This window comes from Devosia sp. BK (assembly GCF_032907385.1).
Lineage (GTDB): Bacteria > Pseudomonadota > Alphaproteobacteria > Rhizobiales > Devosiaceae > Devosia.
This window is the reverse complement of record NZ_JAIMBX010000002.1, coordinates 591,266-615,472: the sequence shown is the minus strand read 5'-3', so window position 1 is coordinate 615,472 and position 24,207 is coordinate 591,266. Positions and strand designations below refer to the sequence as shown.

General features: G+C 61.3%; 23 protein-coding genes and 1 tRNA gene. 13 read left to right on the top strand and 11 right to left on the bottom strand.

Going from position 1 to position 24,207, the window contains the following annotated elements; genetic code table 11:
* The first annotated feature begins 111 nt into the window (after positions 1-111).
* From DevBK_RS15020 to DevBK_RS14980, 9 genes are all read left to right on the top strand, one after another.
* Entirely contained in the window at positions 112-1,392 is a 1,281-nt protein-coding gene (locus tag DevBK_RS15020) for an aspartate aminotransferase family protein (RefSeq protein WP_317186119.1), read from the top strand.
* A 63-nt stretch (positions 1,393-1,455) separates the two neighbouring features.
* Positions 1,456-2,952, top strand: a complete 1,497-nt coding sequence (locus tag DevBK_RS15015) for a CoA-acylating methylmalonate-semialdehyde dehydrogenase (protein ID WP_317186017.1) — start codon at positions 1,456-1,458, stop codon at positions 2,950-2,952.
* A gap of 70 nt (positions 2,953-3,022) precedes the next feature.
* Positions 3,023-4,273 carry a Zn-dependent hydrolase gene (locus tag DevBK_RS15010; protein ID WP_317186016.1) on the top strand — a complete coding sequence of 417 codons (1,251 nt, stop codon included), beginning with the start codon at positions 3,023-3,025 and terminating at the stop codon, positions 4,271-4,273.
* Positions 4,274-4,425: 152 nt separating this feature from the next.
* On the top strand, positions 4,426-4,929 hold the full coding sequence (locus DevBK_RS15005; protein WP_317186015.1) for an endonuclease domain-containing protein: 504 nt from the start codon (positions 4,426-4,428) through the stop codon (positions 4,927-4,929).
* Positions 4,930-4,998: 69 nt separating this feature from the next.
* Entirely contained in the window at positions 4,999-6,450 is a 1,452-nt protein-coding gene (gene hydA / locus DevBK_RS15000) for a dihydropyrimidinase (RefSeq protein ID WP_317186014.1), read from the top strand.
* Positions 6,451-6,481: 31 nt separating this feature from the next.
* On the top strand, positions 6,482-7,267 hold the full coding sequence (locus DevBK_RS14995; protein ID WP_062628809.1) for an ABC transporter ATP-binding protein: 786 nt from the start codon (positions 6,482-6,484) through the stop codon (positions 7,265-7,267).
* Positions 7,268-7,427: 160 nt separating this feature from the next.
* Positions 7,428-8,294 carry an ABC transporter permease gene (locus tag DevBK_RS14990; RefSeq protein ID WP_317186013.1) on the top strand — a complete coding sequence of 289 codons (867 nt, stop codon included), beginning with the start codon at positions 7,428-7,430 and terminating at the stop codon, positions 8,292-8,294.
* A complete protein-coding gene (locus DevBK_RS14985) occupies positions 8,291-9,403 on the top strand; it encodes an ABC transporter permease (protein WP_410494079.1) in 1,113 nt (370 codons plus the stop codon). The genes DevBK_RS14990 and DevBK_RS14985 overlap by 4 nt, the downstream gene beginning before the upstream one ends.
* Before the next feature lie 30 nt (positions 9,404-9,433).
* Positions 9,434-10,414: an ABC transporter substrate-binding protein gene (locus DevBK_RS14980; protein WP_317186012.1), complete on the top strand. Its 981-nt coding sequence runs from the start codon at positions 9,434-9,436 to the stop codon at positions 10,412-10,414.
* A 69-nt stretch (positions 10,415-10,483) separates the two neighbouring features.
* Here DevBK_RS14980 and DevBK_RS14975 read toward each other — a convergent pair whose 3' ends face one another.
* The 4 genes from DevBK_RS14975 to DevBK_RS14960 all read right to left on the bottom strand — a co-directional run bounded on the left by DevBK_RS14975 (position 10,484) and on the right by DevBK_RS14960 (position 13,371).
* Positions 10,484-10,870 (bottom strand): GNAT family N-acetyltransferase, encoded by a 387-nt coding sequence (locus DevBK_RS14975; protein ID WP_317186011.1) that lies wholly within the window; start codon positions 10,868-10,870, stop codon positions 10,484-10,486.
* A 283-nt stretch (positions 10,871-11,153) separates the two neighbouring features.
* Positions 11,154-11,804 carry a GNAT family protein gene (locus DevBK_RS14970; RefSeq protein ID WP_317186010.1) on the bottom strand — a complete coding sequence of 217 codons (651 nt, stop codon included), beginning with the start codon at positions 11,802-11,804 and terminating at the stop codon, positions 11,154-11,156.
* Positions 11,801-12,670, bottom strand: coding sequence for an SDR family oxidoreductase (locus DevBK_RS14965; RefSeq protein WP_317186009.1), 870 nt, complete (start codon positions 12,668-12,670; stop codon positions 11,801-11,803). The genes DevBK_RS14970 and DevBK_RS14965 overlap by 4 nt, the downstream gene beginning before the upstream one ends.
* 23 nt (positions 12,671-12,693) lie before the next feature.
* Positions 12,694-13,371 (bottom strand): glutathione S-transferase family protein, encoded by a 678-nt coding sequence (locus tag DevBK_RS14960; protein WP_061908760.1) that lies wholly within the window; start codon positions 13,369-13,371, stop codon positions 12,694-12,696.
* A 112-nt stretch (positions 13,372-13,483) separates the two neighbouring features.
* Between DevBK_RS14960 and DevBK_RS14955 the strand changes: the two genes are divergently transcribed.
* Positions 13,484-14,296, top strand: coding sequence for an undecaprenyl-diphosphate phosphatase (locus tag DevBK_RS14955; RefSeq protein ID WP_317186008.1), 813 nt, complete (start codon positions 13,484-13,486; stop codon positions 14,294-14,296).
* A 67-nt stretch (positions 14,297-14,363) separates the two neighbouring features.
* On the opposite strand, the gene DevBK_RS14950 is transcribed toward DevBK_RS14955, so the two are convergent.
* Positions 14,364-14,999, bottom strand: a complete 636-nt coding sequence (locus tag DevBK_RS14950; RefSeq protein ID WP_062628802.1) for a LolA family protein — start codon at positions 14,997-14,999, stop codon at positions 14,364-14,366.
* A gap of 97 nt (positions 15,000-15,096) precedes the next feature.
* On the opposite strand from DevBK_RS14950, the gene DevBK_RS14945 reads away from it, so the two are divergent.
* Positions 15,097-15,396, top strand: a complete 300-nt coding sequence (locus tag DevBK_RS14945) for a hypothetical protein (protein WP_062628801.1) — start codon at positions 15,097-15,099, stop codon at positions 15,394-15,396.
* Between the two features lie 169 nt (positions 15,397-15,565).
* Here DevBK_RS14945 and DevBK_RS14940 read toward each other — a convergent pair whose 3' ends face one another.
* The 3 genes from DevBK_RS14940 to DevBK_RS14930 form a co-directional block, all read right to left on the bottom strand.
* Entirely contained in the window at positions 15,566-18,301 is a 2,736-nt protein-coding gene (locus DevBK_RS14940) for a DNA translocase FtsK (protein WP_410494078.1), read from the bottom strand.
* A 347-nt stretch (positions 18,302-18,648) separates the two neighbouring features.
* Positions 18,649-20,019 (bottom strand): ammonium transporter, encoded by a 1,371-nt coding sequence (locus DevBK_RS14935; RefSeq protein WP_317186007.1) that lies wholly within the window; start codon positions 20,017-20,019, stop codon positions 18,649-18,651.
* Between the two features lie 20 nt (positions 20,020-20,039).
* On the bottom strand, positions 20,040-20,378 hold the full coding sequence (locus tag DevBK_RS14930) for a P-II family nitrogen regulator (protein ID WP_061908750.1): 339 nt from the start codon (positions 20,376-20,378) through the stop codon (positions 20,040-20,042).
* A 315-nt stretch (positions 20,379-20,693) separates the two neighbouring features.
* On the opposite strand from DevBK_RS14930, the gene DevBK_RS14925 reads away from it, so the two are divergent.
* Positions 20,694-21,908 (top strand): FAD-dependent oxidoreductase, encoded by a 1,215-nt coding sequence (locus DevBK_RS14925; protein ID WP_317186006.1) that lies wholly within the window; start codon positions 20,694-20,696, stop codon positions 21,906-21,908.
* 15 nt (positions 21,909-21,923) lie between these two features.
* On the opposite strand, the gene DevBK_RS14920 is transcribed toward DevBK_RS14925, so the two are convergent.
* The 3 genes from DevBK_RS14920 to DevBK_RS14910 are packed head-to-tail and all read right to left on the bottom strand — an operon-like array spanning position 21,924 to position 23,775.
* Complete coding sequence (locus DevBK_RS14920; RefSeq protein ID WP_317186005.1) at positions 21,924-22,154, bottom strand: Trm112 family protein; 231 nt, start codon at positions 22,152-22,154, stop codon at positions 21,924-21,926.
* A complete protein-coding gene (locus tag DevBK_RS14915) occupies positions 22,154-22,819 on the bottom strand; it encodes an LON peptidase substrate-binding domain-containing protein (RefSeq protein WP_317186004.1) in 666 nt (221 codons plus the stop codon). Before DevBK_RS14915 ends, DevBK_RS14920 begins: the two co-directional genes overlap by 1 nt.
* A gap of 11 nt (positions 22,820-22,830) precedes the next feature.
* Entirely contained in the window at positions 22,831-23,775 is a 945-nt protein-coding gene (locus DevBK_RS14910; protein WP_061908742.1) for a thioredoxin family protein, read from the bottom strand.
* A 295-nt stretch (positions 23,776-24,070) separates the two neighbouring features.
* Between DevBK_RS14910 and DevBK_RS14905 the strand changes: the two genes are divergently transcribed.
* Positions 24,071-24,145: transfer RNA gene (locus DevBK_RS14905), tRNA-Gly, on the top strand.
* Positions 24,146-24,207: the final 62 nt, after the last annotated feature.

The window sequence follows — 24,207 nt, the reverse complement described above, 5'->3', positions numbered from 1 at the left end:
CGAATGCGCTTCCCTGTCAAGCGCCCGCGCAAAATGACCGGACCATGCCAAGGGAGCGACTTCGCCGTGTCCACTTCAACCGTCGTGCCGAACGATCTCAACGCGTTCTGGATGCCGTTTACGGCGAACCGGCAATATAAGAAGGCGCCGCGCATGTTCGTGGCCGCCAAGGACATGCACTATACGACATCGGACGGCCGCCAGGTGCTCGACGGGACGGCCGGGCTCTGGTGCTGCAATGCGGGCCATGCGCGGCCAAAAATTGTCGAAGCGATCGCCAACCAGGCCGCCGAACTCGACTATGCGCCAGCTTTCCAGATGGGACATCCCAAGGCATTCGAACTCGCCAATCGCATCATCGACATCGCGCCCACGGGGCTCGACCATGTGCTGTTCACCAATTCCGGTTCGGAATCGGTCGAGACGGCGCTCAAAGTGGCGCTCGCCTATCACAAGGTGAAGGGCGAAGGCTCGCGCACGCGTCTAATTGGCCGCGAACGCGGCTATCACGGCGTCAATTTCGGCGGCATTTCGGTCGGCGGTATCGTCACCAACCGGAAAATGTTCGGCACGCTCCTTACCGGCGTCGACCATCTGCCGCATACGCATAACCTTGCCAAGAACGCGTTTTCGAAGGGCCTGCCGGAGCACGGCGTCGATCTCGCCGACGAACTCGAACGCATTGTCACCCTTCATGACGCTTCGACCATCGCGGCGGTTATCGTCGAACCGGTGGCCGGGTCGACAGGCGTGCTCATTCCGCCGCCGGGCTATCTGCAGCGCCTCCGCGATATCACCAAGAAGCACGGCATCCTGCTGATTTTCGACGAAGTGATCACCGGCTATGGCCGTTTGGGCACGCCGTTCGGCGCCGACTATTTTGGTGTCGTGCCCGACATCATGGTGACCGCCAAGGGCCTGACCAATGGCGTCATCCCGATGGGCGCTGTGCTGGTTTCGGCCGAAATCCACGACGCGTTCATGAACGGGCCGGAACACGTCATCGAATTTTTCCACGGCTATACCTATTCCGGCAATCCCATCGCGTCGGCCGCAGGGCTCGCAACGCTCGAAACCTATCGCGAAGAAGGCCTTCTCACCCGTGGTGCGGAACTGGCGCCGAAATTCGAGGCGGCGCTGCATTCGCTAAAAGGCCTGCCGCATGTGATCGATATCCGCAATATCGGTCTTGTCGGCGCCATCGAGCTCGAACCCATCGCCGGGCAACCGACCAAACGCGCCTTCTCGGCTTTTCTCAAGGCGTTCGAACAGGGTCTCCTCATTCGCACGACGGGCGACATCATCGCGCTCTCGCCGCCGCTGATCGTTTCGGAAAGCCAGATCGACGAAATCGTCACCAAGCTTGCAGGGATCCTCAAAACGCTTGAGTGAAATGGAACAAATATTCTACATAATCTAAAATAGAATTTTTGTTCCCAAGGAGGGGCGGCCAAAATGCACATCATCGAGAATGCCGTAGGCGGCAAGCGCTACACATCGAGTTCGACGCGGCGCGTGCCCGTGTTCAATCCAGCGACGGGCGAGCAAAGCGCCGAACTGCCGCTCTCGACCCTCGACGAGCTGAACGCGGCCGTCGCCAATTCGGTCAAGGCGCAGGTCGCCTGGGGCAATACCCCGCCGATGAAGCGGGCGCGCGTCATGTTCAAGTTCAAGGCGCTGCTCGACCAGTATTCCGACGATATCGCGCGCGAAATCTCGAAAGAGCACGGCAAGGTGCATGACGATGCGCTGGGCGAAGTCGCCCGCGGCATCGACTGCGTCGATTTTGCCTGCGGCATTCCGCAACTGCTCAAGGGCGAATTCTCGCGCAATGTGGGCCCCTCGATCGATTCTTATTCCGATCGCCAGCCGCTCGGCGTCGTTGCGGGCATTACCCCGTTCAACTTCCCGGCCATGGTGCCGATGTGGATGTTCCCGGCGGCCGTCGCCTGCGGCAATGCGTTTATCCTGAAACCCTCCGAACGTGATCCCTCGGCTTCGCTCCTCATCTGGAACCTCTTCATGGAAGCAGGTCTCCCCGAGGGCATTCTTAATATCGTTCATGGCGACAAGGAAATGGTCGATGGGATTCTCGACCATCCTGATGTAAAGGCCGTCAGTTTCGTCGGCTCGACCCCAATCGCCGAATATGTCTATCAGCGCGGCACCAAAGCCGGTAAGCGCATGCAGGCACTCGGTGGCGCCAAGAACCACATGATCATCATGCCCGATGCCGATCTCGACCAGGCAGCCGATGCGCTGATGGGCGCGGGTTATGGTTCGGCCGGCGAGCGCTGCATGGCGATCTCCGTGGCTGTGCCGGTGGGTCAGAAGACGGCCGATGCGCTGGTTGCCAAGCTCAAGCCACGCGTTGAAAGCCTCAAGATCGGCCCTTCGACCGACAAGGACGCCGAAATGGGTCCGGTGGTCACGAAAATCCACCGCGACAAGATTGTTGGGTACATCGACTCCGGTGTCGAACAGGGCGCCGAGCTCGTGGTCGATGGCCGCGGGTTCAAGCTGCAGGGCTATGAAAACGGCTACTATGTCGGCGGCACGCTGTTCGACAATGTCACCCCCGACATGACCATCTACAAGGAAGAGATTTTTGGGCCGGTCCTATCGGTCGTGCGCAAGAACAGTTTCCAGGAAGCGGTCGATCTGATCCACGGGCATGAATATGCCAATGGCACGGCGATCTTCACGCGCGATGGCGACGCAGCGCGTGAATTTGCCGACAAGATCGAAGTCGGGATGGTGGGCATCAACGTGCCGATCCCGGTGCCGGTGGCCTATCACTCCTTCGGCGGCTGGAAGCGGTCGCTGTTCGGCGATCACTCCATCTATGGGCCCGAAGGCGTCCATTTTTATACAAGGCTCAAAACCGTCACCACCCGCTGGCCCGCCGGCATCAAGGGTGGGGCGGAATTTACGTTCCCAAGCCTGAAGTAGCATTCCCGGCCCTGCCCTCGCGCTGCGATGGCGGGGCCTTTTCTTATCCACGAGACTAAAGAGTAAAAGCATGACCTCTCCCGGCGAGAACCTTCGGATCAATGGCGACCGGCTCTGGGAGAGCCTGATGGACATGGCCAAGATTGGTCCCGGGATTGCGGGCGGGAACAATCGGCAAACGCTGACCGATAGCGACAAGCAAGGCCGCGCGCTGTTTCAGCGTTGGTGCGACGCGGCCGGGCTGACGATGGGCGTCGACAAGATGGGCACCATGTTCATGACGCGCGCCGGGACCGACCCGGATGCTCTGCCGGTCTATATCGGCTCGCACCTCGATACGCAGCCGACGGGCGGCAAATATGACGGCGTGCTGGGCGTCTTGGCCGGGCTAGAAGTCGTGCGCTCGATGAATGATCTGGGAATCAAGACCAAACACCCGATCGTCGTGACCAATTGGACCAATGAGGAAGGCGCGCGCTTTGCGCCGGCCATGGTGGCCTCGGGCGTGTTCGCGGGGGTCCTCAGCCTCGACTATGCCTATAGCCGCAAGGACATGGACGGAAAACTCTTCGGCAACGAGCTGAAGCGCATCGGCTGGGTGGGTGACGAAGAGGTCGGCGCGCGAAAGATGCATGCCTATTTCGAATATCATATCGAACAGGGGCCGATCCTCGAGGCCGAGGACAAGCAGATTGGCGTCGTCACCCATTGCCAGGGGCTGTGGTGGCTCGAGTTCACGCTGACCGGCAAGGAAGCGCATACAGGCTCGACGCCGATGACCATGCGCGTCAATGCCGGGCTCGCCATGGCGCGCATCATGGAGATGGTGCAGGACGTGGCGATGGGCGAGCAGCCGGGGGCTGTGGCAGGCGTGGGGCAGGTGAAATTTTCGCCGAACTCGCGCAATGTCTTGCCGGGGACGGTGGTGTTTACGGTCGATCTACGCACGCCGAGCCAGGAGAAGCTGGATCGTATGCGCGCGACGATCGAAGCCAAGGCGGCGGAGATTTGTGCGGAGCTGGGCGTTGGCTGTTCGGTCGAGGCCGTCGGGCACTTTGATCCCGTCACCTTCGATCCGACGCTGGTCGGCCGCGTGCGCTCGGCGGCGGAAAAGCTCGGGTATTCGCACATGAACATCATCTCGGGCGCCGGGCACGATGCCTGCTGGGCGGCGAAAGTGGCGCCATCGACGATGATCATGTGTCCGTGTGTGGGCGGCTTGAGCCACAACGAGGCGGAAGAGATCTCAATGGAATGGGCGGCGGCCGGGTGTGACGTGCTGTTCCATGCAGTGGTGGAAACGGCGGAGATTGTGGAGTGAGAGCAGTGCGCTCCGACAGCCTCCCCTCACCGACTTGGCTCCGCCAAGCCACCTCTCCCCAATGGGGAGAGGAAAGGTTCGACCGGCCTGTCGGTTCTTCTCCCCATCGGGGAGAAGGTGCCCCGGTAGGGGCGGATGAGGGGGCGGACTGAATGACCACCCGCCCCCGCCAATTGCGCCGAAACGCTACCGATGCCGAGAACCGGCTTTGGTATGTGCTGCGCAATCGCGGGTTGGATGGCCGTAAATTCGTTCGTCAGTTTCAGATCGGTCCTTACATCGCAGATTTTGCCTGTCGTGAGGCAGCCTTGATTGTCGAGCTGGATGGCGGGCAGCATGCTGACAACGCCAATGACCTCAGTCGAACGACGTATCTGAACGCCCAGGGTTATGGGGTATTGCGGTTTTGGAACAATGAGGTGCTGCAAAATCGCGATGGGGTTTTGGAAGCGATATCGCGCGTCATTGATAGTACCCCCTCACCCGACCTCCGCTTTGCTCCGGCCACCCTCTCCCCGAGAGGGAGAGGAATAAGAGGCGTGCGTGCGGCTAACGGCGCAAATTTCATCCATGAGGCACGTTCTATTCTTCTCCCTCTCGGGGAGAAGGTGGCTAGCCCAAAGGGCGAGACGGATGAGGGGGCCACTCCGGCTTAGAAATATAACAGACTCGCCGATGCGCTGAGGGGCGCTGGTGGGGCTGAGAGACTGCAAGGGAACGAAGATATGAGTAAAGTTATCAAGGGCGGCACGGTCGTTACGGCGGATCTTTCCTATGTCGCCGACGTCAAGATCGAGGGCGATGTGATCGTCGAGATCGGGCAGAATCTGTCCGGCGACGAGGTGCTTGATGCCACCGGCTGCTACGTCATGCCCGGCGGCATCGATCCGCATACCCATCTCGAAATGCCGTTCATGGGCACCTATTCGGCCGACGATTTCGAGAGTGGGACGCGCGCTGGGCTGGCCGGCGGGACGACGATGGTGGTGGATTTCTGCCTGCCCAATCCGGATCAGAGCCTGCTTGAAGCCCTAAAAATGTGGGACAACAAGACCGGCAAGGCTTCGGCGGATTACTCATTCCATATGGCCGTGACCTGGTGGGGCGAGCAGGTGTTCAATGAAATGGCCGAGGTGGTCGATCGTGGCATCACCTCTTTCAAGCATTTCATGGCCTATAAGGGCTCGCTGATGGTGAACGACGACGAGATGTTCGCCTCGTTCCAGCGTTGCGCGGCGCTGGGCGCCCTGCCGCTGGTGCATGCGGAAAATGGCGATGTGGTTGCGGCGATGACGGCCAAGCTGCTTGCCGAGGGCAATAATGGGCCGGAGGGCCATGCCTATTCCCGACCGCCGGAAGTCGAGGGCGAGGCAACCAATCGCGCCATCATGATCGCCGATATGGCCGGCGTACCGCTTTATGTGGTGCATGTCTCTTGCGAACAGGCGCACGAGGCCATTCGGCGGGCGCGGCAGAAGGGCATGCGGGTTTATGGCGAGCCGCTGGTGCAGCATCTGACTCTCGACGAGAGCGAATATTTCAATGCCGATTGGGACCATGCAGCGCGGCGGGTGATGTCGCCGCCCTTCCGCAACAAGGCGCATCAGGATTCGCTCTGGGCCGGCTTGCAGGCGGGATCGCTGTCGTGTGTCGCGACGGATCACTGCGCCTTCACCACCGCGCAGAAGCGCAATGGCGTCGGCAATTTTGCGAAAATTCCGAATGGGACGGGTGGGCTTGAAGATCGATTGCCGGTGCTGTGGACGGCGGGGGTCAATACCGGGCGGCTGACGCCGAATGAGTTCGTGGCCGTCACGTCGACGAATATCGCCAAGATTCTCAATATGTACCCCAAGAAGGGTGCCGTGATGGTTGGGGCGGATGCCGACCTGATCGTCTGGGACCCGAAGCGCAAGAAGACGATTACGGCGAAGAGCCAGCAGTCGGTGATCGACTATAATGTGTTCGAGGGCTTTGAGGTGACGGGCATGCCGCGGTTCGTTCTGAGCCGGGGTAAGGTTTCCATCATCGAGAACGAGGTGAAGGCGGAGCCGGGCCACGGGAAATTCGTGGCGCGCGAGGCGAAGAACCCGGTCAATCGGGCGCTGAGCCAGTGGAAGGACATCGTCGCGCCTCGCAAGGTCGAGCGGACGGGCATTCCGGCGACGGGGGTTTGATGGTGGGGTTTTCGCTAGAGGGGGCCTTACTATGACCCCCGTCGTTCAAGCCCAAAACCTTGGCCTCACCTTCCCCGCTGGCGATGGGGACATCGTGGCGCTGTCCCACGTCAACCTGACCATCGAGAAGGGCGATTTCGTTTCGTTCATCGGACCTTCGGGCTGCGGCAAGACAACCTTCCTCCGCACGATTGCCGATCTCGAACAGCCCACCTCGGGCACGCTGCGAATCAATGGCCAGACGCCGGAGAATGCGCGAAAAGATCGGGCCTATGGCTATGTGTTCCAGGCGCCGGCGCTGTATCCTTGGCGGACGATCGAGAAGAACATCGCGCTCCCCCTCGAAATCATGGGGCATTCGCAGGCTCAACAGGCCGAGCGGATCAAGCGGACGATGGATCTGGTGAACCTTTCGGGGTTCGAGAAGAAATATCCCTGGCAGCTTTCGGGGGGCATGCAGCAGCGGGCGTCGATTGCGCGGGCGCTGGCATTTGATGCCGATCTCTTGCTGATGGATGAGCCCTTTGGGGCGCTCGATGAGATCGTGCGGGATCACCTTAATTCTGAACTTTTGAAGCTGTGGGACCGGACCAAAAAAACGATCTGCTTTGTGACGCATTCGATTCCCGAGGCGGTTTATTTGTCGACGAAGATCGTGGTGATGTCGCCGCGGCCGGGGCGGGTGACGGATGTGATCGAGAGCAATCTGCCGCGCGAGCGGCCGCTCGATATTCGCGAGACGCCGGAGTTTTTGGCGATCGCGGCGCGGGTGCGGGATGGGCTGCGGGCTGGGCATAGTTATGAGGAGGTGGTGTGATGGGGCATCGTGGCTCACGTCACCCCCTCCCATCCTCCCCCATCAAGGGGGAGGTGCCACATCGCGTTTTTGGCACGATCCTGCCTCATGTGCTGTCCCTTCACCTCCCCCTTGATGGGGGAGGTCGGGAGGGCGTGATGGCAAGCGCGGGAGCGGCGACATGAACCGTGTCATCCCTATCCTCACCATTCTGCTCGCCATCTTCGTTTTCTGGTACGCGGCCGCGATCTGGATGAATGCCCCTTGGCAAAACATCCTCAATGGCCGCGCCAATCTGACCAATGTTCCATTCCTCGAATTTGCCCAGCAGACCTGGGCGCAGGACAAGCCGATCTTGCCGGCGCCGCATCAGGTGTTTTCGGAAATCTGGAATGCGACGATGGGGCTTGAATTTACCTCGCGGCGGTCCCTGGCGCTTCATGCCTGGATTACGCTGTCGGCGACGCTGCTGGGGTTTGTGCTCGGCACCGGGCTCGGCGTCATTCTCGCGGTCGCGATCATTCATAATGATGCGGCGGATCGGTCACTGATGCCATGGATCATCGCCAGCCAGACCATCCCCATCCTCGCCATCGCGCCGATGGTCGTCGTCGGGCTCGGCGCGATCGGGCTGACGGGGCTCGTGCCAAAGTCGCTGATCTCCATGTATCTCAGTTTCTTCCCGGTCGTTGTCGGCATGGTGAAGGGGCTGCGCTCGCCGGAGGCCATTCAGCTCGATCTGATGCGGACCTATGATGCAAATCCGTGGCAGGTGTTCTGGAAGCTTCGCTGGCCGGCGGCGCTGCCGATGCTCTTTGCCTCGATGAAGGTGGGCATTGCCATTTCACTGATCGGCGCGGTGGTGGCTGAACTCTCCAATGCCGCCGGTGGCGGGCTTGGCGTGCGGCTGCTTACTGGCTCATACAATGGGCAGACCATTCAGATCTGGGCGGCTTTGTTCATTGCGGCGGGGCTGGCGGCTGTGCTGGTGGCGATCGTCGGTGCGGCTGAAAAGTTCGTCAATGCGCGCAATGGGGTGCGGGCATGAAGAGCGGGCTGACACTGTTGCAAATTGTGCTGGCAGGCCTTGCTGGCGGCATGGCGCTGTTGGGGCTGGTCGGCGCGGCGCTTTCTGCGGATGCACAGATCTTGCTGACACTTGCCTTCGGCCTTGGGGCGCTGACCCTAGTGCGGTTCGTGTTTCGGCCGGTCAATTTCTGGCTCGATGGTCTCGCCGCCGTGTTGATTGCGACGGCGCTGGTGCTGGCCTTGCCGCGCGGCACTGTTATGCCCGGCCATTATTGGTTTGGCATGGGCGCGGCCTGGGCGTTCGCCTGGCTGTTCGTCGATCAGCTGTCGGGCGAAATCCGCAAGGGCACGGTGCCGCGCCGGTCGATGGGGCTGCTCATTCCGGCCGTGTTCGGGGTGGCGTTGCTCGTCATGTGGGAGGTGATTGCGCGCGGGGCCAATGTGCCGCCCGTGATCCTGCCAGCGCCGTCAGCCATCGGCGCGCAATTGGCCAATTCGGGGCCGATCCTCTGGGCCGATTTCGTCCAGACATTCGTGAAATCGGTCATTCCCGGCTATATCATTGGCTGCCTTGCCGGGCTCGTCGTCGCCATTGCCGTCGACCGTTCGCCTTTCCTCAAGGCCGGGTTGATGCCGATCGGCAATTTCATGTCGGCCCTGCCGATTATCGGCATCGCGCCGATCATGGTCATGTGGTTCGGCTTCGATTGGCAATCCAAGGCCGCCGTCGTCGTCGCGATGACGTTCTTTCCCATGCTGGTCAACACGGTGGCGGGGCTCAATGCTGCCTCGAATATCGAGCGCGACCTGATGCGAACCTATGCTGCCTCCTATTGGCAGACGCTGCTTAAACTGCGCCTCCCCGCTGCGGGGCCGTTTATTTTCAATGCCCTCAAGATCAACTCGACACTGGCCTTGATCGGCGCAATCGTAGCGGAATTCTTCGGGACGCCTGTTGTGGGGATGGGCTTCCGAATTTCGACCGGGGTGGGGCGTCTCGCCATCGACCTGGTCTGGGCGGAGATTGCTGTTGCCGCGGTCGCGGGATCCGCCTTCTACGGGGTGCTCGCCCTCATCGAAAGGGGCGTCACCTTCTGGCATCCGTCGGTCCGTGGTGGACGGACGTAAGTTGAGAAACAGGGAAAAGGGAACGACAAAATGAAAACTCTCATCACCGGTCTGATGGCGGGCACCATGGCGCTGGCGGCGATGCCGGGCGCTTTTGCCGCCGATGCGCTCACCCTTCAGTTGAAGTGGGTGACGCAGGCGCAGTTCGCCGGCTATCTCGTCGCCAAGGAAAAGGGCTTTTACGACGAAGAAGATATCGACCTGACCATCCTGCCCGGCGGCCCGAACATTGCCCCGGAACAGGTGATCGCCGGCGGCGGCGCCGATATCATCGTCACCTGGATGGCGGCGGGTCTTGCCGCACGCGATACCGGCGTGCCGCTCGTCAATATCGCCCAGCCGTTCAAGCGCTCGGGTCTGATGATGATCTGCCCGGCCGAGAAGGAAATCAAAACCGTCGCCGACTTCCCCGGCCATACGCTTGGCGTCTGGTTCTTCGGCAATGAATATCCGTTCTTTGCCTGGATGAACAAGGAAGGCATCAAGACCGATGGCTCGCCCGAGGGCGTCACTGTCCTCCAGCAGAGCTTTGACATCCAGCCGATGATCCAGGGCCAGGCCGATTGTATCTCGGTGATGAGCTACAACGAATATGGCCAGGCGCTCGACGCCGGCTATGGCCCGGATAACCTCACCATTTTCAACTATACCGAAATGGGCAATGACCTTCTCGAAGACGGTCTCTATGTCATGGAAGACACCCTCGCCGATCCGGCCAAGGTCGATGCCTATACCCGCTTCGTCCGCGCCTCGATGAAGGGCTGGGATTATGCGCTGAAGAACCCCGAAGAAGCCGCCGAAATCGTTGTCGAGATGGACGAAACCGGCGCGGCCGAATTGGCGCATCAGCTTTACATGGTCGGCGAGGTGTCAAAGCTCGTCGATGCCAATGACGCGGCGCTCGATATGACGACCTATGATCGTACGGTGAAGGCGCTCCTTGATCAGAAGATCATCAAGGCTCAACCGGAAGGCGCTTACACCACCGCGGTGACCGACGCTCTCAAGTAGAGTTTTCCGGTTTTCTGTGAAGCGGGTGGGGAGCGATCCCTGCCCGTTTTCATTTGCATGGGCTTAACGCTAAAGCCCGATCAATCCGGCCTCGGTCGCCCGAAAGCCGCAGGCGCGATAAAACCCCGCCAGATGCGGTTCGAAATCGACATGCAGCCATTGCGCCCCGCGCGCCCGCGCCGCCTCTGTCGCAGCCTTCACCAGCCGTGTCGCAATACCCTGTCGCTGAAAGTCGCGATGGACAGAGGTATCGAGCAGAAAGGCATGGATGCCGCCATCCCAGGCGACATTGACATAGCCCACGAGCTGCTCGCCCTCATAGGCTCCGACATGCACAAGGCTCCGCGCCAGCACGGTCTGCCAGGTCGCCGGCCCCTCATCGCCCCAGGCTGACCGCCAAAGCGCGCGTAAGGCATCGTCGCTCGGGAAAGGATCGGTCCGAAGAGAAATGGTCATGGTCGCTCCCCGTGAGGTTTTATCTTTTGAGCTGAACAGCTCCCAAACGCGAATTCATCCACGCGCTGGCCGCACTTTCTTTGAACATCGCTCGCCAATCCACCGGCCTTCCCTCGGGCTTGACCCGAGGGTCACTTGCCTAAGCCTAAGTATCTGTGGCTCCCGCACGGGCCCTCGGGTCAAGCCCGAGGGAAGGATAGTGGGGGGAGTTCGGGATGGGCCCCGGCCTCCGCCGGGGCGACAGCCATGCGTACATCGGCCAATGCGCCCAGGGATCAAAAAATCACCGCACAGCCAGCTTGCTCTTCTGCTGCCCGGCCGCATCAAAATTGTCCGGGTTCAGCCAGCGCTCATATTCGGCGCGCAGGGCCGACCATTCGCTATCAATCATCGAGAACCAGGCGGTATCCCGGCTTTCGCCCTTGAGGATCATGTCGTTTCGGAAAATACCCTCAAAGGTGAACCCAAACCGCGTCGCTGCGGCCTTGGACGGTTCGTTGCGGTCGTTGCACTTCCATTCGAAGCGCCGGTAACCGAGGTCGTCGAAAGCGTGGCGCGCAAAGAGATAGAGCGCTTCGGTCGCAAGACGGGTGCGTGCCATCGGCAGGCCCCAATAGACGCCGCCGATTTCGATGGAGCCGTGTTCAGGCCGAATGCGCATCCAGCCCTGTTGGCCCAAAGCCTTGCCGGTCGCCTTATCGACGATGGCGACATAGCGGTCCGGACCAGCGTCTGCCTCGGCAATCCGTGTTTCGAGCTGGGTCAGCGAGGTCGGCGCGTCGCTGAAAAGCCAGCGATAGCGCTCGGCGCCGCCATCCATGGTGGAGACCGCGTAGAGATCGGCGGCATGCTTTTGCGCGAGCGGTTCAAGCCGCACATAGCGCCCGTCGAGCACGATTTTTTGAGGGGCTGATTTGGCCGGCTGCAGCGTCATGAGCGCGCCTCCCAGATGGCATCGAGCCCAGCGCGATAATTGGGATAGAGCATCTCGATCCCAAGCGCGGTCTTGATCGCCTTGTTCGACACCCGCTTGTTGTCGCGATAAAAACTCTTGGCCATGGGCGACATTTCCGCCCGTTCGAACGGCACTTCGGGCGGTGGGTCAATGCCCATCTTGCCCGCCGCATAGGTGATCAGATCCTGCGGCGGCGCCGGCTCGTCGTCGGCGAGGTTGAAAACCCCATCGAGCCGCTGTTCTGCCGCGAGCTTGGTCACCCGCGCGATATCGGCAACATGGATGCGGTTGAACACCTGCCCCGGCTTGATCACCCGCCGCGCCGTACCGTCCGCGAGCTTGTCGAAGCTCGACCGCCCCGGCCCATAGATCCCGGCCAGCCGCAAAATGGTCAGCGGCACGCCACGCGCCTTGGCATAGGCGATCCATTCTTCCTCGGCTTTGACGCGAAAGTCGGAGCGGAGATTGCGGGGAACAAGTTCAGCCGTTTCGTCGATCCAGGCGCCATCGAAATCCCCATAGACCCCGACGGTGGAATAATAGCAGAGCCACTGCAAATTCGGCATGGCGTCGAGATCGGCGCGGTGGTGACGCAGGACCACATCACCCTCGGCATCGGGGGCAATGGAAATGACGACATGGCTGGTCTCGCGCAGCGCTTCAGCCACTGCCGGACCCGGCTGCGTGCCATCAAAGACCAGCGCTTCAAGGCCATTTTCTTTTAACCGATCCGCCTTGTCGGGCGTTCGAACCGTTCCCCAAATGCGAACAGTTTCGCCGCCATTCCGGAGCAGATGCGCACTTGCTTCCGAGGAGTAACCCAGCCCGAAAAATCCCACGCGCATGATTTATCCCCGGCTGGAAATCGTCAAAAATCCAGATCGGCATATCCCTTGCTCGGCTGCATGGCAACGACGCGATCGTTGAGCAGCGTGCGGAAGGCGGGACGCGACTTGAGCCGCGAATACCAGTCGGCGGTTTCGGCGGCCTTGGACCAATCGATATCGCCCATATAGTCGAGCGTCGAGAGATGCGCGGCGAGCGCGAAGTCGGCCAGCGTCATCTCTTCGCCGGCGAGCCACTTCCGGCTCGCGAGCAGCCAGTTGAAATAGAGCATGTGCTCGGCAAGGTTGGCCTTGGCCGCCCGCAGCACGGAGGGCTCCGGCGTCGCGCCCTTCAGGTCGCGCTTGGAAATTTTTTCTTCAAAGAGATAGCGCGTCACTTCGTCGTTGAATTTGACCAGCATCCATTCGACCAGCCGCCACATTTCGGCACGATCGAGCGGATGGGTCGGCACCAAACCGCCAACGGTTTCAAGCGTGTAGATATCTTCCACCGCATGGATCGCGGCCAGAATGCCGATGATCGGCACCTCGTCGTCGGTGACGAGAATGGGCAGCGTCGCGGCGGGATTGAGATCGAGCAGATGCGGCTCGCGCAGCCAGGGCTTTATTTCTTCGACATCCAGCGGCACCCCATATTCGGCACACATGAGCCGGATAAGGCGCGAGGCGGGATCGAGCGGATAATGCACGAGCGTTGGCATGTACTGAACCTGGTTGACGCGCAGCTGCCTTGCTAGTCCCCCGCTTGGCGCTCAAGTCGAACACGGATAAGAGAGGGGCGCAAACCAGCCCATAAACGAGTTAGGGGATCAGATGAACGCCGATCAAGGTCTTTTTGTGCCGCTGATCTTGGGAATTCTGGAAGGCCTTACCGAATTCCTACCAGTCAGCTCCACCGGCCATCTCCTTCTGGCTGGTCATTTCTTCGGTTTGACGCAGCCGGCGACCTTCATCGTCCTCATTCAGCTTGGCGCCATTCTCGCGGTGGTCACTGTCTATTTCGCCAAACTCGGCATGCTCATTCGCGATGCGCTGACCGGCAAGCGCTATGCCTGGCAGTTCGCGCTCTCGGTCATTCTCGCCTGTTTCCCCGCCGTCATTGCCGGCGTGCTGCTGCGCGATTTCATCCAGGGCGATCTCTGGGAATCGGCTGCGCTGATCTGCTGGAGCCTGCTGATCGGCGGCTTCGTGCTGCTCATCGTCGACCGGCTCGATCTCAAGCCGAAATACGATGACATCTATACCTTCCCCTGGCATCTGGCTGTGATCATTGGTCTTTTCCAGATGATCTCGCTGATCCCCGGCGTCTCGCGCTCCGGCTCGACCGTGGTCGGCGGCATGCTCTTTGGTGCATCGAAACGCGCCGCGGCCGAATTCACCTTCTTCGTCGCTCTCCCCATCATGGTCGGCGCCTTTGGCTACGATCTCTATAAAAGCCGCGACCTGATCGACACGTCCATCGCCCTCGACGTGGCGATCGGCTTTGCCGCCGCCTTCGTTGTCGGTGCAATCGTCGTGCGCTATCTGCTCAATTTCGTCTCCCGCTATGGCTTTGCCCCCTTTGCCTGGTGGCGCATTGCGGTCGGTGTTTTCGGCCTTGTCGGCATCTACTTCTTCGGCCGCTGAAACAACGTGGACCCAAACAAAAAGCCCTCCAAACGGAGGGCTTTTTTTATTCCAGTGATTGGAAAACTTAGCGGCGCGTCGAGGGATCGAGACCCGTATAGGTCGCGGGGATCGAGAAATAGGAGCGCGGAATTTCAACGCCCTTCTCAACATCATAGAGCGAGAAGGTCAGCTCCGCACCGCTGGGCTCGACCAAGCTCCACTGCGCGAGATCCTTGGTTTCCGTATCGAAGACCAGCGACACCTGCACCGTGCCCGCTACCGTTTCATCGACCACGGTGATGGTCATATAGCCATCGGACGATGCCACATCGAGCACATTGGCATTGAGCAGGTCGATCTTGTCGCCGAGGAACTGGCGCAGCGGGATCGTGTCCTGCGGATAGGCGTAATAGGTCTCGTCCTGGCGGTTGAGGACGTAGAAACCGCGGCCGACAGAAACGATCTCTTCGCGGCTCGGCGGATTATAGCGGAAGCGCACCTTGTCAGGGCGCTCGAGGAAGAACGTGCCTTCGGTGCGCCCGCCATTTGTATCGATCTGCAGGAAGCGGCCAACCATGGTGCGAATGGCCGAATTGTGCGCGTTGATTTCGCCGATCAGCGTCTGCTCTTCGGGGGTCAGGGTGCGTCCTTGCGCAAAGGCTGGCATTACGGGCGCCAGGGCAGCAGCGACACCGAGCAAAAGAGCGTGGCGGCGAATCATGGACAGGGTATCCTCGCGGGTTTTTAGTCAGTCAAACTAGCCTAGGCAGCAATTGCGGCAAGAGGTGGAAAGTTCCACCAAAGGCGGGAGAAGAGACATGCTGAAGATCATGACGTGCTTAACGCTTCTCGTGGCAGCGGCCACGCCAGCGCTCGCCGCGCTGCCGCCGCAATTCCAGCAGCAGGCCGAATTCACCGCCGTGCTGGATGCGGCGACCGAGGCACTGGGTGTTAGCCGATTGATCCAAGTGATCGAGATGACTGAGCCCGATGTCTTTGTGGTGAGATCGGACGAGTGTTCGGTGATCGTGCGTATTGTGGATGCGCCGAGCAAGAAAGAGCCGGGCTGGGTGGGACCGAGGGAGTTTGAGGCTAAGGCTGATGCGGTGGTGTGCTGAGCTTGGTAGTCTTGCACCGCGTCATTCCCGCGAAAGCGGGAATCTCAGCTTGGTGCAAAGGGTTTCCCGCTTTCGCGGGAATGACGCCGAGATTGTTGAGAACGTTGAGCATTCAAAAACAAAAAGCCCCGGCTAATCACCGGGGCCTTCCGCTCAAATCGCAAAATTCTCAATACCCGTCGGCATTGTTCCCGACGAGGATTTCGCGCTTACCAGCATGGTTGGCCGCGCTGATGACGCCTTCGCGTTCCATCCGTTCGATCAAGGTTGCCGCCTTGTTGTAGCCAATGGCGAGGCGCCGCTGGACGTAGGACGTGGATGCCTTCTTGTCGGTCAGAACCACATGGACGGCCTTGTCGTAGAGCTCGTCGCCGGAGCCGGCATAATCGTCACCACCGCCCGAAGACCCGGCATCGCTGCCGCCGTCTTCCTCGTCGTCGATGACCGAGTCCAGATAATCCGGCGCGCCCTGGCTTTTGAGGTGATTGACCACGGCTTCGACTTCGGCGTCGGAGACGAAGGCGCCATGGAGGCGCTTGGTGCGGCCGCCCGAGGCCATGTAGAGCATGTCGCCATTGCCAAGGAGCTGTTCGGCGCCCTGCTCGCCCAGAATGGTGCGCGAGTCGATCTTGGACGTCACCATGAACGAGATACGGGTCGGGAAGTTGGCCTTGATCGTACCGGTGATGACGTCAACCGACGGACGCTGCGTTGCCGTCACGATATGAATGCCGGCGGCACGGGCCATCTGTGCGAGGCGCTGGATGGCGCCTTCGATGTCCTTGCCCGCCACCATCATCAGGTCGGCCATTTCGTCGACGATGACGACGATATAGGGCAAGGGCTCGAGGTTGAATTCTTCGCTTTCATAGATCGCTTCGCCGGTTTCGCGATCAAAGCCGGTCTGAACCGTGCGCGAAATGACGCGGCCTTCCTTGGCGGCCTCGGTGACGCGCTGGTTGAACCCGTCGATGTTGCGCACACCGATCTTGCTCATCTTGCGATAGCGATCTTCCATTTCGCGCACGGCCCACTTCAAGGCCACCACAGCCTTTTGCGGATCGGTGACGACGGGCGTCAGCAGATGCGGAATGCCGTCATAGATCGAGAGTTCGAGCATTTTGGGGTCGATCATGATCATGCGGCACTGCTCGGGCGTCATCTGGTAGAGCAGCGAGAGAATGAACGTGTTGATACCCACCGACTTACCGGAACCGGTGGTACCGGCGATCAGCAAGTGTGGCATGCGCGCGAGGTCGGCGATGATCGGCTCGCCGCCAATGGTCTTGCCGAGGCAGATCGGCAGCTTGCCCTTCATTTTCTCGAAATCGGACGAGGCCAGCATTTCGCGGAAATAGACGGTTTCGCGCGTCTGGTTGGGCAGTTCGATGCCAATGGCATTGCGGCCGGGAACCACGGCGACGCGCGCCGAGATCGCCGACATCGAGCGGGCGATATCGTCGGCCAGCGAAATGACGCGGCTCGATTTGATGCCGGGCGCCGGTTCGAGTTCGAACAGAGTGACGACGGGGCCGGGGCGCACATTGATGATGTCGCCCTTGACGCCAAAATCGCTCAGGACCTCTTCGAGGCGGCGAGCCATGGCTTCCAAACGTTCCGGCGCATGTTCGGGCGATGGGCCCAAGCGCTTGGGTTCGGCAAGAAGGCTCAGTGCCGGCAGTTCAAAACCCTGCGGCTCGTCAAGAAGGCTCGGCTGGGCTTCGCGGAACACGCGCTGGCCCTGGGCCGGGCGCGGTGCGGGCGCCGCAACGGCCGTGCGGGGCGCGGTGTGGTCGACCGGTTGAAAGCGCGAATCGCCGCGCTGGGTGTGACTGACGACAGCCGGATGCTGGACGATCGGCATTTCGGGAACGAAGGGCACCGCGTCATCGTCGGCTTCGTCGGGATAATCGATTTCGGTTTCGTCATAGGCCGGACGCGCATTGACACGCGGCGACGCGACGACCGGCTCTTCATCGAATGCCGGCTCGACCGGAGCATGGATGCGGCGCTGAGCCGGCGCCATGACCGGCTCGACCTGCACGGCGCCACGGCTCACGGGCGCGCCATCGAGATTGGGCTCGATATCGTGCTCGTGGTCCTGTTCGTCCTCTCGCCGGGCCGCATGTTCGGCCCGGGCGCGGCGCCAGGCGGTACGGAGCGAATAGCCCATGTGGAAGAGCGAACCGAGCGCCACTTCGACGAGCGGATTGGCTTCGCGCTCATCGTCTTCCTCGACGGCAGCGGCCTTGCGGCCAGCCTTGGCCGGCTTCACGGCAACGGCAGTGCCGATGCCCATGGCGACCCAGAGCATGGCGAGCGAAGGCACGGCGAGAATAACGCCAAACAGCGCGCCGGTGATCGGCTGCGGGTCGGCGCCGGCGATCATGCCGGCAAGATTGGTGAAGAGCATGCCCGAGAGCCCGCCAATGCCCGTCGGCAGCGGCCAGGTGGCGGGCGCTGGCAGAAAGGCGAAGACGCCGGTCGAAACGACTGTCGCGCCGATCCAGCACAGCGTGCGCAACACCATATGCGTCGGGCGGCGCTTGCGCGCCATGGCCCAACCCCAAAGAGCAAGCGGCACGGACATGACGATGCCGCCCAGGCCCAAAAACTGGAAGACCAGATCGGCAATAACCGCGCCGGGATAGCCGAGCCAGTTTTCCGCGATCTTGCTCGTTGCATAGGAGAGCGATGGATCATCGACGCTCCAGGTGCTGAGCGATACCAGAATCACCGCCACGAGGCCGAGCATGATCATGCCGGCGATGCGGAGCGGGATGCGGATGGCGATAACGGGCGCCGGCTTTGGCATCGCCGCCGCCGTTTTCTGGCGGGCCGCACGGGGCGGCACGGGGCGAATATCGTCTAGCGTCGGGACGGGATGGCTGGGCATGACACGCATTACTGTTCCGGGGCAGCGACCCATTCGCGGCGCCCCGTATCGTCCTGCATGCTAAACTTGTGTGGTTAATCGGGTGCTAACCTTCGAACCGGCCCGGAGGGGCAAAATCGTCCCAGTGGGACGATTTTAGGTGAGAAGGCCATGAGAGCTACGCTCGAATGGCGCGGCCAGATGCACCGTTTACATAACCGGTGCGAAAAATCGGGATGTGCCCCTGCCACGCTTTTCCGAGGAGTGCGGCCCACCGGTGTGCGTGGGAAGCCTCTGTGGCGGGCCAAGAGGAAGTAGGCCGCACACCACGGAAAAGTGGGTGCAGGCGGCGCCGGAGCGCCGCCCACGGGGGAGGATTAGTTGTAGGCGCGTTCGCCATGGCTCGAGAGATCGAGACCATCGCTTTCAGCAGCTTCGCTGACGCGAGCACCACCGAAGATCGCCTTGACGATGAGCATGGCAACGAAAGCCACGACACCGGACCAGACGACGGCGATGGCAACGCCGGTCAACTGCACCATGAATTGGCCGCCGATCGAGTAGGCTGCCGCATCGCCGAGCGGGTAACCGCCGAGGCCGGGCGCAGCAACGATGGCCGTGCCGAGCGCACCGATTATGCCGCCAACGCCGTGGATGCCGAACACGTCGAGCGAGTCGTCATACTTGAGGAGCGGCTTGAGCGTGACGACGGCCCAGAGACAGACGACGCCGGCAATCGCGCCGAGGACGATGGCGCCACCGACACCGGCAAAGCCGGCAGCCGGGGTGATGGCGACGAGACCGGCAACGGCACCGGAGACAGCACCAAGAGCCGAAGCATGGCCGCGGGTAATGCGTTCACCGAGGGCCCAGGCCAGAGCGCCTGCAGCGGGAGCGAGAACCGTGTTGATCAGGGCAACGGCGGTCAGCGCATTGGCTTCGAGGTTCGAGCCGGCGTTGAAGCCGAACCAGCCGAACCAGAGGAGGCCAGCACCGATATAGGTGAGGACGAGGTTATGGGGCGGGATCGGTTCCTTCATGAAGCCGAGGCGTGGCCCGAGAACGATGGCAGCGACGAGGGCGGCAACACCGGAATTGATGTGAACCACGGTACCGCCGGCAAAGTCATAGGCACCCATGCCAAAGAGAAGGCCCGGACCCGACCAGACCATGTGGGCCATCGGGATATAGGAGAAGGTGAACCAGATGGCGAGGAAGGCCATCAGCGCGCCGAACTTCATGCGCTCGGCGATACCGCCGACGATGAGGGTCGAGGTGATGCAGGCAAAGGTGAGCTGGAACACCACGAACACCATTTCGGGCAGTTCGAAACCAGCCGAGAAGGTCGCCGCACGCGAATCGAGCGTCACGCCATTGAGGAAGAATTTTGAGAGATCGCCGACGAAAGCCGAGAGACCGCCTTCGGTCGGGCCGGCAAAGGCGAGCGAGTAGCCATAGGCCACCCAGAGAATGGAAATCATCGAGAAGGCGAGGAACACCTGGGTCAGGACCGAGAGGATGTTCTTGGCGCGGACGAGACCGCCATAGAAGAGCGCGAGACCGGGAATGGTCATGACGATGACGACCATGGTCGAAACCAGCATCCAGGCGACGTCGCCCTTGTCGACAACGGCAGTGACTTCAGCGGCAGCTTCGGCAGCCGGCGCGGCGGCGTCCTGGGCAAAGGCTGGCAGGGCCAGCAGCAGGGAGGCCAATGCGGCGCCTCTGAGAACCTTGTTTAACTTCATCTTGTTTCTCCCCAAGACACTTAAAGGGCGGACGCGCCGGTTTCACCGGTGCGGATGCGGGTCACGGCCAAGAGATCGAGCACGAAAATCTTGCCGTCGCCGATACGGCCGGTCTGGGCCGAATCGCGGATGGCATTGCTCACCGCGTCGGCGAGTGCGTCATCGACGGCGATTTCGAGTTTGAGCTTGGGCAGGAAGTGCACGGCATATTCGGTGCCGCGATAGATTTCGGAATGACCCTTTTGGCGCCCATAGCCTTTCACTTCGGTCACGGTCATGCCGTGCACATCGAGTGAATTGAGCGCCTGCCGGACCTCTTCCAGCCGGGACGGCTTGATGATGGCAACCACCAGTTTCATTTGACCCCCTTGGCGCCGCTCTGGCGCATTTTGGATGCACACTTAGAGTCAAACCGCGTGCCAAACTGGACGAGGCCCAAAAAGTCAGCGTTTACAGAGCTTTAATCTTGCCGCATTGAAACCGACTCAGAAATGGGCACGAAATTGCCCATTAATTGCGCAAATTCCACCGCACCTGCACACCAATTAAGCGCGTGATGACGACTGAGGCAGACCGGAGCTGTTTGCGCGCAAAGATGCAGCGCGTTGCGGCAACCCGCGCACTTGTTCTTCCCGTAGCCGCGCGCGAAAATGGCGCGCAACAGGAGACCGAACATGTCCAATGCGCAGCCCGAAAAATTCGACGTCGTCATCGTCGGCGCCGGGCCCGTGGGCATGACGCTGGCGCTGGCGCTCGCCCAATCCATGCGCGGGCTCCGCGTCGCGCTGGTTGATCGCCGCGAGCTTTCGGTACCCAAGGACAATCGCGCCTCGGCCATTGCCGCGGGCGTCCGCCGCATCTTCGACGCGCTTGGCGTCTGGTCGGACATGGCGGCTGAGGCTCAGCCGATCACCGCCATGCGCATCACCGATTCAGGCAATGGCGATATTTCCCGCCCGCTGTTTTTGACTTTTGAAGGCGAGGTCGCGCCGGGCGAACCCTTCGCCTATATGGTGCCCAATCAGGCCAGCTCCGCAGCGCTGATGGCCGGCATGGCCGATCTCGCCACCATCATTGCCCCCGCCGAAATCGCCGATTGGTCCGAAGGTCGCCTCACCCTCGCCGATGGCCGCGTGCTCACCGCGCCGCTGATCGTTGCCGCCGACAGCGCCCGCTCCGAATTGCGTGAGCGCGCCGGGATCGCCACCACGGGCCACGATTATCGCCAGACCGGGCTCGTCGCGACCATTGGCCACCAGTTGCCGCATGACGGCGTCGCCTATGAGCACTTTCGTCCGGCCGGACCCTTTGCGAGCCTCCCCTTGCGCGGCAATCGCTCGTCCCTCGTCTGGACCGAAAGCGCCGAGGGCGCCAAGCGCTTTCTCGCCATGGACACGGCGAGCCAAGAGGCTGAAATCGAAGCGGCCATGGGCTCGACACTCGGCAAGGTCACGCTCGAAGACAAGCTTAGGGGGTTTCCCTTGCATCTCCAGATCGCCCGAAGCTTTGTCGGGCCCCGCCTGGCGCTGGTCGGCGATGCGGCCCATGTCGTCCACCCGATCGCCGGACAGGGGCTCAATCTCGGCCTCAAGGATGTGGCAGCGCTGGCCGAAGTCATCGTCGACGCTCTCCGCCTCGGCATGGATCACGGCAGCGAAGAGATTTTGGAACGGTATCAGGCCTGGCGCCGCCTCGATACGGCGAGCATGGTCGCTGTTACCGATGGCATGAACCGGCTCTTTTCCAACGACCTACCTCCCGTCCGCGCTCTGCGCGATTTCGGCCTTGGCCTCGTCGACCGCGCCGAGCCGCTCAAGGGCGCCATGATCCGCGCCGCATCGGGATTGTCGCAAAGCGGTCCAAAACTGCTAAGTGGGCTTCCTATCTAGCCGATATGGCCCCCTCTATGACCTGCGTGAAAGCGCTTGAACCTCTTCCGGCTCGACATTGCGCGCCTCATCCAAGCTCAACAGCGGCACGCCCTTCACAATCGGGAATGCCAGCCGGGCCGCGATCGAAATCAGCTCCTTGCGATCTGTCGAGAGCGTCAGGCGGGTCTTGGTGAGCGGACACACCAGCATCTCGAGCACCTGCCGCTCGATCGTGTGGCGCTTGTCTTCGGCCGTCTCGGCCATCAGTTGAGCGGAACGGCGCCTTTGCCGCCGCGCGCCATTTCATATTCGGTCATGGCGATCAGCGTCTCGGCCCGATCGTTGAGCGTCTGCGCTTCGAGCAAGAGCTGCTTTTCCTTGGGCCCATAGGGCGAGACCATGGCGCAGAAATTGACGAGATCCGCCGTGCCGGTGCGTTCGATTTCTTCCCAGTTGAGATCGATGCTGGCAAATTCGGCATAGTCGCGCATCATCCTAACGAAGCGCGCGCGATCGACAGCCTCCTCGCCGACATTGCGGGTGAAGTCATCGGCGAATTCGCCGGTCGAAATCGCCGCCATGCGGTAAGGCGTGCCGCGATCGGCCTCTTCGCCGAGCCGGAAGCGCGAGAGACCTTCGAGGATGATGAAATAGCGGCCATCGCCGCTTTCCTCGAAATGCGTCAGGCGCCCGAGGCACCCGACCTTCTTGAGGGCTACCTGCCCCTGCGGGCTTTCTTCGCTCTCGTCCTCGGGCTGCACCAGACCGATCAGCCGATCGGTCGAGAGCGCGAAATCCACCATCTCGAGATAGCGCGGCTCGAAAATGTTGAGCGGACGATGCGAATAGGGCAGCAGCAGCGCCCCGCTCAGCGGAAAGATCGGGACGATATCGGGCACCTCGGCTGGGCTGGTCGGGCGCTGCGGCATAAAAAGTCCTTTTACGAGAAAAGCGCGGCCGAGAGCAGGCGCCGGCCCTTGAGCGTTGCCGGATCCTTGGCGCCCCAAGCCTCGAAGAATTCGAGCAGCTTCTTGCGCGCGCCATCTTCATTCCAGGTGCGGTCGCGCTTGAAAATCGTCACGAGCGCTTCGGCAGCTTCGACACGCTTGCCCTCGGCATTGAGCACCACCGCAAGATCGAATCGCGCCTGATGATCATCCGGGTTCGCCGCGACGGCAGCTTCGAGCGCGGCCGATTCGGAAAGGCCCGAGGCCTCTTCCTTGAGGCGGATGGTGTTGGAAACAGCGGTATAGGCTTCGCCCTTCCGCTTGTCCTCGGGCACCATATCGAGCGTTGCCTGAGCCTGCTCGAATTCGCCGGCTTCGACATAGACACGGGCGAGCCCAATCAGGGCCACGTCGTTTTCCGGGGCATGCTGCAGCACCATGCCAAAGATCTGCGCCGCCTGGCCGAGATCACCGGCGCCAAAAGCCTCCTCGGCAACCTTGAGCGCATCGGCGATCTGGGCTTCGATCGAATCGGCAGGTGGGGCGCCAGCGGGGGCCGCCGAAATCACGCGATCGGCAAATTTGCGCACTTCGCCTTCCGGCATCGCGCCCATGAAACCGTCGACCGGACGGCCTCCCGAAAAAGCAAAGACGGCAGGAATCGACTGCACGCCCAACTGCCCGGCAACGCCGGGATGGTCGTCGATATTGATTTTGACGAGCTTGATCTTGCCCGCCTTCTCGTTGACGACCTTTTCAAGCGTCGGGGTCAATTGGCGGCATGGGCCGCACCAGGGCGCCCAGAAATCGACGAGAACCGGCGTGTCGCGCGAAGCCTCGAGCACATCGGTGCGGAAACCGGCATCCGACGATTCGCTGATCAGGGCGACTGGGGCGGCATTGGCAGCGCTTGGAGCGCCATTGAGAGAAATCGACATAAGGGGCTCTCGCGAATGAGCAAAGTGAGCAGTCGCGGGCCTTTTTGCGCCCGCACCATCCCGGTTGCAAGGTTTAACGCATATCCCGCTGGAAACCCTAGGGCTCCGACGAATGAGACATGCGCCGAAACAGAGAGTTAAGGCCTTGCGGCCCGATCTTAAAGGGCGCGGCAGAGGTTAATTCCCACAGGCATTCAACAAGATGACATGAAAGCGCAAAACTGGGGTTGCAATCGCTCTGCTGATTGGGCATATAGCGCCTCGTTGACGCGCTGCACGGCGCTGCGACACGGATGCGGGTGTAGCTCAGGGGTAGAGCATAACCTTGCCAAGGTTAGGGTCGAGGGTTCGAATCCCTTCGCCCGCTCCAATTCTCTCAGGTTGGCAAGCCGAGAGAGAAACAAAGGGTCCTTCGGGACCCTTTTTGTTTTT

What these genes read in the sequence shown, in the direction of transcription:
- DevBK_RS14980 (WP_317186012.1), top strand. Translation starts at nt 9,434, where the DNA reads ATGAAAACTCTCATCACCGGTCTGATGGCGGGCACCATGGCGCTGGCG.
- DevBK_RS14920 (WP_317186005.1), bottom strand. Translation starts at nt 22,154, where the DNA reads ATGGCCGAGACGGCCGAAGACAAGCGCCACACGATCGAGCGGCAGGTG.
- DevBK_RS14955 (WP_317186008.1), top strand. Translation starts at nt 13,484, where the DNA reads ATGAACGCCGATCAAGGTCTTTTTGTGCCGCTGATCTTGGGAATTCTG.
- DevBK_RS14910 (WP_061908742.1), bottom strand. Translation starts at nt 23,775, where the DNA reads ATGTCGATTTCTCTCAATGGCGCTCCAAGCGCTGCCAATGCCGCCCCA.
- DevBK_RS14995 (WP_062628809.1), top strand. Translation starts at nt 6,482, where the DNA reads ATGACCCCCGTCGTTCAAGCCCAAAACCTTGGCCTCACCTTCCCCGCT.
- DevBK_RS14935 (WP_317186007.1), bottom strand. Translation starts at nt 20,019, where the DNA reads ATGAAGTTAAACAAGGTTCTCAGAGGCGCCGCATTGGCCTCCCTGCTG.
- DevBK_RS15005 (WP_317186015.1), top strand. Translation starts at nt 4,426, where the DNA reads ATGACCACCCGCCCCCGCCAATTGCGCCGAAACGCTACCGATGCCGAG.
- DevBK_RS15010 (WP_317186016.1), top strand. Translation starts at nt 3,023, where the DNA reads ATGACCTCTCCCGGCGAGAACCTTCGGATCAATGGCGACCGGCTCTGG.
- DevBK_RS14965 (WP_317186009.1), bottom strand. Translation starts at nt 12,670, where the DNA reads ATGCGCGTGGGATTTTTCGGGCTGGGTTACTCCTCGGAAGCAAGTGCG.
- DevBK_RS14990 (WP_317186013.1), top strand. Translation starts at nt 7,428, where the DNA reads ATGAACCGTGTCATCCCTATCCTCACCATTCTGCTCGCCATCTTCGTT.
- DevBK_RS14940 (WP_410494078.1), bottom strand. Translation starts at nt 18,301, where the DNA reads ATGCGTGTCATGCCCAGCCATCCCGTCCCGACGCTAGACGATATTCGC.
- DevBK_RS14915 (WP_317186004.1), bottom strand. Translation starts at nt 22,819, where the DNA reads ATGCCGCAGCGCCCGACCAGCCCAGCCGAGGTGCCCGATATCGTCCCG.
- DevBK_RS14985 (WP_410494079.1), top strand. Translation starts at nt 8,291, where the DNA reads ATGAAGAGCGGGCTGACACTGTTGCAAATTGTGCTGGCAGGCCTTGCT.
- hydA (WP_317186014.1), top strand. Translation starts at nt 4,999, where the DNA reads ATGAGTAAAGTTATCAAGGGCGGCACGGTCGTTACGGCGGATCTTTCC.
- DevBK_RS14960 (WP_061908760.1), bottom strand. Translation starts at nt 13,371, where the DNA reads ATGCCAACGCTCGTGCATTATCCGCTCGATCCCGCCTCGCGCCTTATC.
- DevBK_RS15015 (WP_317186017.1), top strand. Translation starts at nt 1,456, where the DNA reads ATGCACATCATCGAGAATGCCGTAGGCGGCAAGCGCTACACATCGAGT.
- DevBK_RS15020 (WP_317186119.1), top strand. Translation starts at nt 112, where the DNA reads ATGCCGTTTACGGCGAACCGGCAATATAAGAAGGCGCCGCGCATGTTC.
- DevBK_RS14970 (WP_317186010.1), bottom strand. Translation starts at nt 11,804, where the DNA reads ATGACGCTGCAGCCGGCCAAATCAGCCCCTCAAAAAATCGTGCTCGAC.
- DevBK_RS14950 (WP_062628802.1), bottom strand. Translation starts at nt 14,999, where the DNA reads ATGATTCGCCGCCACGCTCTTTTGCTCGGTGTCGCTGCTGCCCTGGCG.
- DevBK_RS14945 (WP_062628801.1), top strand. Translation starts at nt 15,097, where the DNA reads ATGCTGAAGATCATGACGTGCTTAACGCTTCTCGTGGCAGCGGCCACG.
- DevBK_RS14930 (WP_061908750.1), bottom strand. Translation starts at nt 20,378, where the DNA reads ATGAAACTGGTGGTTGCCATCATCAAGCCGTCCCGGCTGGAAGAGGTC.
- DevBK_RS14975 (WP_317186011.1), bottom strand. Translation starts at nt 10,870, where the DNA reads ATGACCATTTCTCTTCGGACCGATCCTTTCCCGAGCGACGATGCCTTA.
- DevBK_RS14925 (WP_317186006.1), top strand. Translation starts at nt 20,694, where the DNA reads ATGTCCAATGCGCAGCCCGAAAAATTCGACGTCGTCATCGTCGGCGCC.